Annotated in this window: 11 protein-coding genes; 4 read left to right on the forward strand and 7 right to left on the reverse strand. The window is 69.7% G+C overall.

What is annotated here, in order from left to right; translation table 11 throughout:
• Window positions 1-33: 33 nt before the first annotated feature.
• Together MKK64_RS23510 and MKK64_RS23515 are read right to left on the reverse strand one after the other, a co-directional pair.
• Window positions 34-426: a hypothetical protein gene (locus tag MKK64_RS23510; protein WP_243937938.1), complete on the reverse strand. Its 393-nt coding sequence runs from the start codon at window positions 424-426 to the stop codon at window positions 34-36.
• A 169-nt stretch (window positions 427-595) separates the two neighbouring features.
• Window positions 596-853 carry a hypothetical protein gene (locus MKK64_RS23515; RefSeq protein WP_147726234.1) on the reverse strand — a complete coding sequence of 86 codons (258 nt, stop codon included), beginning with the start codon at window positions 851-853 and terminating at the stop codon, window positions 596-598.
• Between the two features lie 353 nt (window positions 854-1,206).
• Here MKK64_RS23515 and MKK64_RS23520 point away from each other — a divergent pair, with 353 nt between their 5' ends.
• A complete protein-coding gene (locus MKK64_RS23520; protein ID WP_243937945.1) occupies window positions 1,207-2,217 on the forward strand; it encodes an NAD-dependent epimerase in 1,011 nt (336 codons plus the stop codon).
• On the opposite strand, the gene MKK64_RS23525 is transcribed toward MKK64_RS23520, so the two are convergent.
• Together MKK64_RS23525 and MKK64_RS23530 are read right to left on the reverse strand one after the other, a co-directional pair.
• Window positions 2,205-2,579 carry a YybH family protein gene (locus tag MKK64_RS23525; RefSeq protein ID WP_409568001.1) on the reverse strand — a complete coding sequence of 125 codons (375 nt, stop codon included), beginning with the start codon at window positions 2,577-2,579 and terminating at the stop codon, window positions 2,205-2,207. The genes MKK64_RS23520 and MKK64_RS23525 overlap by 13 nt on opposite strands.
• A 50-nt stretch (window positions 2,580-2,629) precedes the next feature.
• The gene (locus MKK64_RS23530) at window positions 2,630-3,073 is read right to left on the reverse strand and encodes an OsmC family protein (RefSeq protein ID WP_147840999.1); all 444 of its coding nucleotides are present in this window, start codon (window positions 3,071-3,073) and stop codon (window positions 2,630-2,632) included.
• A 377-nt stretch (window positions 3,074-3,450) separates the two neighbouring features.
• Between MKK64_RS23530 and MKK64_RS23535 the strand changes: the two genes are divergently transcribed.
• From MKK64_RS23535 to MKK64_RS23545, 3 genes are all read left to right on the forward strand, one after another.
• Window positions 3,451-3,870 carry a PAS domain-containing protein gene (locus MKK64_RS23535; RefSeq protein WP_243937947.1) on the forward strand — a complete coding sequence of 140 codons (420 nt, stop codon included), beginning with the start codon at window positions 3,451-3,453 and terminating at the stop codon, window positions 3,868-3,870.
• 204 nt (window positions 3,871-4,074) lie between these two features.
• Window positions 4,075-5,325 (forward strand): formyl-CoA transferase, encoded by a 1,251-nt coding sequence (frc, locus tag MKK64_RS23540; RefSeq protein ID WP_147726229.1) that lies wholly within the window; start codon window positions 4,075-4,077, stop codon window positions 5,323-5,325.
• A gap of 293 nt (window positions 5,326-5,618) precedes the next feature.
• Entirely contained in the window at window positions 5,619-6,809 is a 1,191-nt protein-coding gene (locus MKK64_RS23545) for an HPP family protein (RefSeq protein ID WP_243937949.1), read from the forward strand.
• Between the two features lie 12 nt (window positions 6,810-6,821).
• Here MKK64_RS23545 and MKK64_RS23550 read toward each other — a convergent pair whose 3' ends face one another.
• From MKK64_RS23550 to oxlT, 3 genes are all read right to left on the reverse strand, one after another.
• Window positions 6,822-7,514, reverse strand: coding sequence for an alpha/beta hydrolase (locus MKK64_RS23550; RefSeq protein ID WP_243937951.1), 693 nt, complete (start codon window positions 7,512-7,514; stop codon window positions 6,822-6,824).
• 125 nt (window positions 7,515-7,639) lie between these two features.
• Window positions 7,640-9,403: an oxalyl-CoA decarboxylase gene (gene oxc, locus MKK64_RS23555; RefSeq protein WP_243937117.1), complete on the reverse strand. Its 1,764-nt coding sequence runs from the start codon at window positions 9,401-9,403 to the stop codon at window positions 7,640-7,642.
• A gap of 138 nt (window positions 9,404-9,541) precedes the next feature.
• Window positions 9,542-10,828: an oxalate/formate MFS antiporter gene (gene oxlT, locus MKK64_RS23560; RefSeq protein ID WP_243937953.1), complete on the reverse strand. Its 1,287-nt coding sequence runs from the start codon at window positions 10,826-10,828 to the stop codon at window positions 9,542-9,544.
• Window positions 10,829-11,203 lie beyond the last annotated feature (375 nt).

Here is an 11,203-nt window from a genome sequence, read left to right on the forward strand (position 1 = left end):
ATCCCTATTCGTAGGAGTGATGTCCGCATCCGGTTAAGGGACGGTGAATTCGAACCTAGGATGCGCGAAGCCGCGGCGTCGCGAAAGCGAAGCCCGGTTCCGTGCATGCGCGTTCGAAAGCCGGCGATCGGGGATGGGGACCGATCGCGCCTCCGCCCGACACCACGCGTCGGTGGAATTCGACACCGGATCGGGCGACACCGGCGTCGTCAGATGCAGGGCCTGCAGGGCGACGCCTTTCCCGATCGCGGCGTCCACCGCGACGTCGCGGAGAATGCCCGCCGCGTCGTGACCGACGCCGAGACCGCGGCATGGGCGCCCCCTGACAAGCCGTTCACGACGCTTATCGTCACTTTCGCGGCCGTGGGTGGCTGCCGCTGCGCGGCCGTTGCCAGGCACCGAAGCGCGGCCGACCGAAAGGCGCACGAGGCGATAGGGTTCCGCACAGGCCGAATGCATCTGCGCCGACCAGCGCCGGGCGCTCGCCGCCCCGTGACTTTTTCGGCCGACGTCCGGTCGATGCCGGCCGGAAAGCGATCCCGGAAACGAAAAAGGCCGCCCTCTCGGGCGGCCTTTCGCGCGAACGTCGAACCGATCACATGCGGTGGCGACGGTGATGCATCATGCGGTGGCGGCGCTGGTGGCGCATCATCGGACGCGCCATCGGACGCATGCCGGGGCGCATCGACGAGCCCATCTCTGGCGTGCCGCCCGGCGCACCCATCGCGCGCTCCATGCCGCCGCGCGGGCCGCCGGCCTGGGAGCCGGACGAGTTGTAGGGGGAGTTCCCCTGGGCGAAGGCGGTCGCGGACATGAGCGTCAGCGACGCGGCGATCAGGAACAGTTTCTTCATTGGGGAAGTCCTTGGGTCGTCTGCGGAGGCGGAGCCCCCGCCTCGAACGGCGCCGCTGCCCGATTCAGCATCGGCGTACGCTGGTGAACCGTCGCCGTCGCGTCGGGGTTCCTCCGCCGGGAAGCGTTTCCGCGGGCGCGACGATCCGATCGGCTCGCTCTACTCACGGTTGGTGATCGAACTCGGTATTCCACCCCCGTGCGGACGCGCTCCGCGCAGGCCGCCGCCGGCGCGGCTCCCCGCGTCGGACGCGACATCGATCCCGTTCCGCGACGGCATCCACCAAGCGCTGGAAATGGTCTAGGGAGGCGCAGCTTCGGACCGCGGATGCGGCCGCACGAAGGGGGACGCTCATGGATCCGGTACTGATCACCGGGGCGGCCGGGTTCATCGGGTACCACGTCGCCGAGCGCTACCTCGCGGCCGGCCGGCCGGTGATCGGCATCGACAACCTCAACGCCTATTACGACGTCGGCCTGAAGCAGGCGCGGCTCGCACGGCTCGAGGCCCATCCGAACTTCCGCTTCCTGAAGCTCGACATCGCCGAGGCCGATGCCGTCGATGCGCTGTTCGCCGAGCACCGCTTCCGGCTCGTGGTCCACCTCGCGGCGCAGGCGGGCGTGCGCTACTCGCTCGAGAACCCGCGCGCCTACGCGCGCAGCAACGTAGACGGATTCCTGAACATCCTCGAAGGTTGCCGCCATCACGGCTGCGCGCACCTCGTCTACGCCTCGTCGAGCTCGGTCTACGGCGCGCTCACCAAGATGCCGTTCTCGGTCCACGACAACGTCGACCACCCGGTCAGCCTGTACGCGGCGACCAAGAAGGCGAACGAGCTGTTCGCCCATTCCTACAGCCACCTCTACGATCTGCCGACCACGGGCCTGCGCTTCTTCACGGTCTACGGCCCCTGGTACCGGCCCGACATGGCGTTGTTCCTGTTCACCCGGGCGATCCTCGCAGGCGAGCCGATCTCGGTGTTCAACAACGGGCTGATGCAGCGCGACTTCACCTACGTCGACGACGTGGTCGACGGGGTGGTGCGGATCAGCGAGCGCATCGCCGCGCCGAACCCGGGCTGGGACGGTGCACGCCCCGACCCGGGCACGAGCGCCGCGCCCTACCGGCTCTACAATATCGGCAACAACCAGCCGGTGCAGCTGCTCCACCTGATCGACGTGCTGGAAGGCTGCCTCGGCGTGAAGGCGGTCCGGCGGATGCTGCCGATGCAGGCCGGCGACGTGCGGGCGACCTTCGCCGACGTGGACGACCTCTCCGCCGCCGTCGGCTTCGCGCCGTCGACCCCGATCGAGGCCGGCGTCGAGCGGTTCGTGCGCTGGTATCGCGCGTATTACCGGGCCTGACCTTCGGACGGCTTGATCTTCAGCTGGTCGATCACCCAGCGCCACGTCCCGTCCGCCTGCTCGCGCGCGGTCTCCGCGGAGATCGTGCCGTTGGGCAGCCGCGCGAACGTCATCGCGATCGGCCCGTTGCGCAGCGGCGGCAGCACGTCCGCGGCCGGGAAGTCCGAGCGCCGGGACAGCAGGTCGGCGTAGAAGGCGCGGATCTCCGCGTGCCCGGTGGCGACGACGCGGCCCGCGGCGAGCACCGCATCGGGCTCGTAGAGTGCGACGAGCCCCTCGACGTCGCCGGCATTGGCGCGCTGGTTGAACAGGCGGGCCAACGCCTCCGGCGCCTCGGCGCCCGCCCAGTGCATGTCCGACATCGCATCTCCTCTCGTGGTGGGCGCCGCGCTTCCGCTTCGCGGGGCCGCCGTCAGGTCAACGCCGTGCCGGTGCCGTCGTGCACCGAGACGGCGATGGGAATGCCGAGCTTCACGCTCTCCGATACCGTGCAGAACCGCTGGAACTGGTCGAGCACCCGGTCGATCCGCGGCATGTCGGCGGCTGCGGCGCCGAGCGCGATCCGCACGTCGATGCCGACGATCCGAAGGCGGTCGGCCTCGTTGCGCGCGATCCGGCAGGTGGCTTCCGCGGACACGCCCTTGCCGTCCTGGCGGAACTTCCCCAGCGCGAAGACCAGGCTGGCGCACAGGCAGTTCGCCACGCCGGCGATCAGCAGCTGTTCCGGATGGGGGCCGGTCCCGCCGCCGATCGGCTCCGCCTCGTCCACGCGCAAGGCCGGCAATGCTTTGCCGAAATCCACCGTGAAGACGTAATCGCCGACCTGGCTGATCGTGATGCTCGGCGCCGGCGTCATCGCATTGCTCCCTGTGCTGCCGAATGTTGCGATCGGCACCGGCGTTCCGTGGTTCGAGCCCGGTCGGCTGACAGATCCGCGATTTGAAACCGAAGCGAGGCGGCGCGGGCATCGCGTGCCTTGACGCGATTTCTGCTCTGGCATACCAAATACCAAATAAGGAATCGAGCCCTCGACGGATCGTCTCGGCGATTGCGAGCGTGGCCCGGCTCCGCCGCAGGGAGAGCTTCCATGCCCGGCCGAATTCCCGACCGCTGACCTCGATCCCGATCAGGGTCCGCGTCGTCGCGTGCTCCGCGGCCCGCGCGACCGACGACGACCCTCGCGGATCGACGATCGGCGGTGGACGACGGGTCCAGGATTGATGAGCGTCCTCCATGTCCCAGGCGATCGACTTCGAACAACTGGTCTCGAATGCCGGCGACGCGATCGTGGTCTCGGATCCCGAGGGGGCGATCGTGGTGTGGAACGCCGCCGCCGAGCGCATCTTCGGGTTCGCGCCGGAGGAGGCGCTCGGGCGATCGCTCGACCTGATCACCCCCGATCGCCACCGGCACCGGCACTGGGAGGGCTACCGCAAGACCATGCGCACCGGCGTCACCCGCTACGGCGCCGAGGTGCTTCGGGTGCCGGCCCTGCACAAGGACGGCCGTGCCCTGTCGATCGCCTTCACGGTCAGCATGCTGTTCGACGCCGACGAGAACGTCACCGGCATCACCGCCGTGATCCGCGACGAGACGGAACGCTGGAACGCGGAGCGCGCGATGCGGCGCCGCCTCGCCGAGCTGGAAGCCTGACGACGGCGTTCGGCGGTCCGCCGCAGGGAACAGCCGACGTCCTAGAGATCAAGGCCGGATTTCGCCAGCAAGACGGCATCCGGCCGAAAGCAACGTGACCGCGGATCGAGGCTCCGCAGAAGAGCCCGGTCTCCGCTCGCCGAACGCGGCACCGATCGACGGTCGGCGTCGCCATCCATCTACGCAAGAGAGGAAAAGCCGACGATGAGCAAGCCACTCGAGGGGATCAAGATCATCGACTTCACCCACGTCCAGGCCGGGCCGGCCTGCACGCAGCTGCTGGCTTGGTTCGGCGCCGACGTGATCAAGGTCGAGCGCCCCGGCTCCGGCGACGTCACCCGCAACCAGCTGCGCCATGTCGAGGGCGCGGATGCGCTCTACTTCACGATGCTGAACTCGAACAAGCGTTCGCTGACCCTCGACACCAAGACGCCCGAGGGCAAGCAGGTGCTGGAGAAGCTGATCGCCGAATCCGACGTGCTCGTCGAGAATTTCGGCCCCGGCGCCCTCGACCGGATGGGCTTCTCCTGGCCGCGGATCAACGAGCTCAACCCGGGCATGATCGTCGCCTCGGTGAAGGGCTTCTCCGACGGCCACCACTACGAGGACCTCAAGGTCTACGAGAACGTCGCCCAGTGCGCCGGCGGCGCCGCCTCGACCACTGGGTTCTGGGACGGGCCGCCGACGGTCAGCGCGGCCGCGCTCGGCGATTCCAACACCGGCATGCACCTCGCCATCGGAATCCTCACCGCGCTCCACCAGAAGAACAAGACCGGCAAGGGCCAGAAGGTCGCCGTGTCGATGCAGGATTCGGTGCTGAACCTCTGCCGCGTGAAGCTGCGCGACCAGCAGCGCCTCGATGCGCTCGGCTACCTCGAGGAATACCCGCAGTACCCGCACGGCACGTTCTCGGACGTGGTGCCGCGCGGCGGCAATGCCGGCGGCGGCGGCCAGCCCGGATGGGTGCTCAAGTGCAAGGGCTGGGAGACCGACCCGAACGCCTACATCTACTTCACGATCCAGGGCCATGCCTGGGCCCCGATCTGCCGGGCGATCGGCAAGGAGGAGTGGATCGACGATCCGGCCTACAAGACCGCATCCGCCCGCCAGGACAAGATCATGGACATCTTCGGCACGATCGAGGAGTGGCTTGCCGACAAGACCAAGTTCGAGGCGGTCGACATCCTGCGCAAGTTCGACATCCCCTGCGCCCCGGTGATGTCGATGAAGGAGATTTCGGTCGATCCGTCCTTGCGCGCCAGCGGCACGGTCGTCGAGGTGCCGCATCCGCATCTCGGCTCGTACCTGACGGTCGGAAGCCCGATCAAGTTCTCGGACATGACGGTCGAGATCAAGTCCTCGCCGCTGCTCGGCGAGCACACCGACGAGGTGCTGGTCGACCTCGGCTACACCCAGCAGCAGATCGAGGAGCTGCATCAGGCCCGCGCGGTCTGAGCGGTCCGACGCTCTGCGAAGCCGCTTCCGGTCCCACAGGACGCGGGGGCGGCTTCCGCCGTTTTCGCGTGAGAACGACTGGATGGGTCGCGCGAAGCACCAGACGGCCCCCTCTGCCAAGGGGAGAGGGTTGGGGTGAGGGGCGTGACCTCTCCGGAAAGCTCACGCCCCTCATCCTGTCCTTCTCCCCATGGGAGAAGGGACCCGTGCCTCGTCCCGTCGGCCGTGCGAAGACGACGGCCTCGGTGGGTGTAGGCGTGGCGCGGCGCTGAAACATGCAAAGGCTCGGATCCATGCAGGCCCTGTGGCGCCGGTTCGTTCCGGCCGCGACGCCGCTCAGCGTCCGCGAGCGCATCCGGTCGGCCCTCGGCGCGATGCTCGGCATCCTCGTCACCGGGGTGCTCGGCGCTTGGGCGCTGGGACCGACCACCGCCCTGCCCTTCCTGATCGCACCGATGGGCGCCTCGGCGGTGCTCCTGTTCGCCGTGCCGGCGAGCCCTCTGGCGCAGCCCTGGTCGATCGTGGGCGGCAACCTCGTCGCGGCCCTGGTCGGCGTCAGCGTCGCGACCTTCGTGCCCGATCCGGTCTCCGCGGCGGCGCTGGCCATCGCCGGCACTGTCGGCCTGATGATGGCGCTGCGCTGCGTCCACCCGCCGAGCGGCGCGGTCGCGCTCACCGCGGTCCTCGGCGGCCCGGCGATCCACGACCTCGGCTACGGCTTCGTGCTCTGGCCGGTCGCCGCGAACTCGCTGCTGCTGCTGGCCTCGGCGCTGCTGTTCAACAACCTGACGGGCCGGCCCTATCCGCATCACGCGGTTGCCGCCTCGCCCGGCCGGATCGGCGCCGAGCGCGCCACCGCACCGCTCGGCTTCACCTCCGCCGACCTCGACGCGGCGCTTGAGGACTTCGACCAGCTCCTCGACGTCGGCCGGAGCGACCTCGAGGCGATCCTGCGCCAGGCGCAGATCCGCTCCTACCGCCGGCGCTCGGGGCAGACCGACTGCGCCGCGATCATGACCCGCGACGTCGTCGCCATCGCGCCCGGCGCCCCGCTGATGGACGCCCTCGCCCTGCTCCGACGCCACCACATCAAGGTCCTGCCCGTCACCGACGAGAGCGCCCGCGTGGTCGGCATCGTCACGCAGACCGACCTCCTCGACAAGGCGGCCTGGGACCGGCGCGGCCCGCGACTCGGGCTCGCGCGCCGCCTGCGCCTGACCGCATCGCGCGGGCGTGCCCCCCACGGATGCGTCGAGGACATCATGACCAGCCCGGTCGTCACCCTGCGGCCGGAAAGCCCGATCGGCGAGGTGGTTCTGCAGATGTCGGGCCTCGGCCTGCATCACCTGCCGGTGGTCGGGCCGGACGACCGCCTCGTCGGGATCGTCTCGCAGGGCGACCTCGTGGCGGCGCTGCTCACCGACGCGGAACGGCCGAGGGCCGACGCGCCGGCGCCTCGCGCACTCGCCGTCGCGCCGGCCTGATCCGCCGCGACGTCAGGGCGGGCTCGGCTCGCCGAGGAAGAACGCCACTGCCTGCGCAACCACGGCCGGATCGTAGGCGTGGGGGCCGTCGTACTCGACGTAGGTGACGTCGTAGCCGGCCCGCTCCAGCTGGGCGGCGTGGCTGCGCCCGCCATGGCCGACCGCGATCTGCGCGTCCCGGGTGCCGTGCGAGACGAAGATCCGCGGCGCGCCGGCCTGGACCTGCACGCTGAGGAAGCCGGCGGACGAGGCGATGACGTGGGTGACGACGTCGCCGTTGGTCAGGCCCGATGAGAGGGCGTAGCTGCCGCCGTCCGAATGCCCCGCGAAGGCCAGCCGCGCCGGATCGAGCAGGAACCGCGAACCGACCTCGGCGAGCGCGGCTTCGAGGCGCTCGCCGTCGGGCCCGTGGCCGGCGATGACCAGGTCCCAGGTCGGGAACAGCGATTGCGGCGCCAGCAGCAGGAAGCGACGCGTCTCCGCATGCGCCTCCAGCATCGGCAGGATCTTCTCGGCGCTGCCTCCGCCGCCGTGGAACAGCACCACGAGCGGCGTCGGCCTGCGCGGGTCGATGCCATGCGGCACCCGCAGGATCGCGTCCCGCTCCGCAAACAGCCCGAGCGCGTGCCGCCCCGGCGCCAGCGGCGGCCGCGTCGGCAGCCGGTGCGCGAAGGCGATCCGGCCGATGAGGCGAGGGTCGATCATCGTGTTCTCGCCGAAGAACCCGGAAGGCCGTTGATGCCGAGCCCGTCATTCCGGGGCTGCGAAGCCGAGCCCGGAATGACGGGCTCGGCGTCGATCGACGGGTTACGAGCCCCGATCTGTTCGCCTCACTTCCGCTTCACGGTGCTCTGCGGGTTGAGGCTGCCGATGTTGCCGCTCTCCGTGCCGGCGGCGGGGTCGATGACCGCGTTGATCAGGGTCGGCCGCCCCGAATCCATCGCCGTGTTGACCGCCTCGCGCAGCGCGTCCGGCGTCGTGACGTGGACCCCGACGCCGCCGAAGGCCTCCATCATCTTGTCGTAGCGCGCGTCCTTCACGAACACGGTCGGCGCCACGTCGGCGGCGCCCGAGGGGTTCACGTCGGTGCCGCGGTAGATGCCGTTGTTGTTGAACACCACGATGCAGACCGGCAGCTCGTAACGGCAGATCGTCTCGACCTCCATGCCCGAGAAGCCGAAGGCCGAGTCGCCCTCGACCGCGAGCACCGGCTTGCCGGTCTCGACGGCCGCCGCCACGGCGAAGCCCATGCCGATGCCCATGATGCCCCAGGTGCCGACGTCGAGGCGCTTGCGCGGCTGGTACATGTCGATGACGCCGCGGGCGAGGTCGAGGGTGTTGGCGCCCTCGTTGACGAGGATCGCATCCGGCCGCTCCCTGATGATGGTGCGCAGCACGCCGAGCGCGCCGTGGAAGTCCATCGGCGTGGAGTTCTTCAGGAGGCGCTGGCCCATCTTGGCGATGTTGGCGTCCTTCTTCGCCTTGATCGTGTCGGTCCAGGCGGCGGGCGGCGCCGGCCAGCCGCCCTTCATCCCGTCGAGCAGGGCCGCGACGCAGGAGCCGATGTCGCCGACCACCGGCGCCACGATCTCGACGTTCGAGTCCATCTCGCGCGGCTCGATGTCGATCTGGATGAACTTCTTCGAGCCCGGCGCGCCCCAGGTCTTGCCCTTGCCGTGCGAGAGCAGCCAGTTCAGGCGGGCGCCGATCAGGAGCACCACGTCGGCCTCCTTGAGCACCGTCGAGCGCGCCGCGCCGGCCGACTGGGGATGGGTGTCGGGCAGGAGGCCCTTGGCCATGCTCATCGGCACGTAGGGAATGCCGCTGCTCTCGACGAGATCGCGGATCGCTGCGTCGGCCTGCGCGTAGGCGGCGCCCTTGCCCAGAATGATCAGGGGGCGCTCGGCGCCTTTCAGCACCGCGAGCGCGCGCGCGATCGCCTCCGGCGCCGGGATCTGGGCGGGAGCCGGGTCGATCACCTGCACCAGCGACTTCGCGCCGGCTTCCGCGTCCATCACCTGCGCGAACAGCTTGGCCGGCAGGTCGAGGTAGACGCCGCCGGGCCTGCCCGAGCAGGCGGCGCGGATCGCGCGCGCGACGCCGATGCCGATGTCGGCGGCGTGCAGCACGCGGAAGGCGGCCTTGCACAGGGGCTTGGCGATGGCGAGCTGGTCCATCTCCTCGTAGTCGCCCTGCTGCAGGTCGACGATCTCGCGCTCGGAGGAGCCCGAGATCAGGATCATCGGGAAGCAATTGGTGGTGGCGTTGGCGAGCGCCGTCAGGCCGTTGAGGAAGCCCGGCGCCGAGACCGTGAGGCAGATGCCCGGCTTCTTCGTCAGGAAGCCGGCGATCGCGGCCGCGTTGCCGGCATGCTGCTCGTGCCGGAACGAGATCACCCGGATGCCCTCGGCCTGGGCGAGGCGCCCGAGATCGGTGATCGGGATGCCGGGCACCCCGTAGATCGTGGTGATGCCGTTGAGCTTGAGCGCGTCGATGACGAGGTGGAAGCCGTCGGTCAGCGCCGGCTGCGTGTCGGCCTCGGCCATGTTGACGTCGGCGGTGTGCATATCGATGACTTGGGCGCGTGCGGACATCTCGGCCTCCCGAATGGATGAATGTTGGGCCGCTCCGGGGCCTCGGCCCCGGATGGCTGGTCGCAGGATCCGCGCCGCGCGCGGGTCGATCGAGCGATCGTCGAAGGGGGCGGGCCCTGAAGCGACGGACCCGCCGCCTCAGGCGATCCGGATGGGCTCGGCCTTCGGCACCGGCAGCGTGGCGTCGAGGGCGAGGTAGCGGCTCCGCATCGGCTTCAGGACGAAGATCGCCAGCGCCGCCGCGGCGAGGTTGAGGGCGACGATCATGCCGAACACCGCATACCAGCCGTACGCCGCGGCGATCAGGCTGCCGAACGGCACCAGGAACGAGGCGGTGCCCTTCGCGGTGTAGAGCAGCCCGGCATTGCTGGTGGCGAACTTCGAGCCGAACGTGTCGCCGCAGGTGGCGGGGAACAGCGAGTAGATCTCGCCGAACACGCCGAAGTAGAGGGCGGTCGCCAGCACGAACACCGCCGGGGTGGTGCCGTAGCTCAGGAGCAGCAGCACCGCGACCGCGGCGGTCGAGAAGGCGATGAACATCGTGTTCTCGCGCCCGATCTGGTCGGAGACCCAGCCGAAGAACGGCCGGCCGAACCCGTCGAAGATCCGGTCGAGCGAGATCGCCAGGGTGAGCGTCGCCATGGTCAGGCCGAGCATGCTCACCGGCACGTCGGCGACGTGGAAGTCGTGGGCGATCGGGGCGATCTGCGCCGCCGCCATCAGGCCGCCGGCCGCGACCATCACGAACATCGCGTACATCACCCAGAACACCGGGGTGCGCACGGTCTCGCTCGGGGTGCGATCAACCTGGCTCTGCGGCAGGTTGTGGCGCCTGCGCTGGATCGGCCCGGCATGCCTCGGCTTGCGCAGGAAGATCGAGAGGAACACCACCACCGCGCCCTGGATCAGGCCGAAGGTGAGGAACGCGCTCTGGTAGCCGCTCGAGGCGATCATCTTCGCGATCGGCACGACGGTGATCGCGGCGCCCGCGCCGAACCCGGCGGCGGTGGCGCCGGCGGCCAAGCCCCGGCGATCCGGGAACCACTTCAGTGCGTTGCCGACGCAGGTGCCGTAGACCGACCCGGCGCCGATGCCGCCGACCACCGCGCCGAGATACAGCACCGGCAGCGATCCCGCGTAGGCGTTGATCACCCAGGCCAGGGCGATCATCACGCCGCCGAAGGCGACGACGACCTTGGGGCCGTAATTGTCGACGAACCAAGCCTCGACCGGTACCAGCCAGGTCTCGGTGGCGACGAAGACGGTGAAGGCGAGCTGGATCGAGGCCCGGCCCCAATGGTGGTCCGCGTCGATCGGGTCGACGAACAGCGTCCAGCCGTATTGAAGGTTGGCGATCATCGCCATGCAGAGCACGCCGAAGGCGAGCTGCCACCATTTCGCCGCAGGGGCGTCCTGACGTTCCATCCCGGTCTCCTCCGCCTGCGACTCTCTGTTCGCGTGTCTGCATCATGCATCGATTCAGCAGGTATGCAATATACCAGACCTCAAGAGGCCTGCGAAACGTATTATCCTGCCGCTTTCTGTCATTCGGCCCCGACGCCGCTCAGCGCAAGGCGGTTGAAATGCCAGGCGCGATTGCGCCTTGGCGATGTAGGGGCCGCACACGGCCGGCTCGCGCGGAGACCGCTTTGCAGCCGTCTCCCGCGGACGCTCCCGCCGGCCGTCGTTCGATCGTGATCGGATCGCGCCTGCGCCGCCGCGATGCGCGCTGGCTCGACCGGGCCGCCGCGTGCGAGAGCATGCGGCGACGCCTTCCGAGATGCCGATGCCCAGCACCCT

It is taken from the genome of Methylobacterium sp. E-025 (assembly GCF_022829705.1).
Lineage (GTDB): Bacteria > Pseudomonadota > Alphaproteobacteria > Rhizobiales > Beijerinckiaceae > Methylobacterium.

What these genes read in the sequence shown, in the direction of transcription:
- MKK64_RS23515 (WP_147726234.1), bottom strand. Translation starts at nt 853, where the DNA reads ATGAAGAAACTGTTCCTGATCGCCGCGTCGCTGACGCTCATGTCCGCG.
- MKK64_RS23520 (WP_243937945.1), top strand. Translation starts at nt 1,207, where the DNA reads ATGGATCCGGTACTGATCACCGGGGCGGCCGGGTTCATCGGGTACCAC.
- MKK64_RS23525 (WP_409568001.1), bottom strand. Translation starts at nt 2,579, where the DNA reads ATGTCGGACATGCACTGGGCGGGCGCCGAGGCGCCGGAGGCGTTGGCC.
- MKK64_RS23530 (WP_147840999.1), bottom strand. Translation starts at nt 3,073, where the DNA reads ATGACGCCGGCGCCGAGCATCACGATCAGCCAGGTCGGCGATTACGTC.
- MKK64_RS23535 (WP_243937947.1), top strand. Translation starts at nt 3,451, where the DNA reads ATGTCCCAGGCGATCGACTTCGAACAACTGGTCTCGAATGCCGGCGAC.
- frc (WP_147726229.1), top strand. Translation starts at nt 4,075, where the DNA reads ATGAGCAAGCCACTCGAGGGGATCAAGATCATCGACTTCACCCACGTC.
- MKK64_RS23545 (WP_243937949.1), top strand. Translation starts at nt 5,619, where the DNA reads ATGCAGGCCCTGTGGCGCCGGTTCGTTCCGGCCGCGACGCCGCTCAGC.
- MKK64_RS23550 (WP_243937951.1), bottom strand. Translation starts at nt 7,514, where the DNA reads ATGATCGACCCTCGCCTCATCGGCCGGATCGCCTTCGCGCACCGGCTG.
- oxc (WP_243937117.1), bottom strand. Translation starts at nt 9,403, where the DNA reads ATGTCCGCACGCGCCCAAGTCATCGATATGCACACCGCCGACGTCAAC.
- oxlT (WP_243937953.1), bottom strand. Translation starts at nt 10,828, where the DNA reads ATGGAACGTCAGGACGCCCCTGCGGCGAAATGGTGGCAGCTCGCCTTC.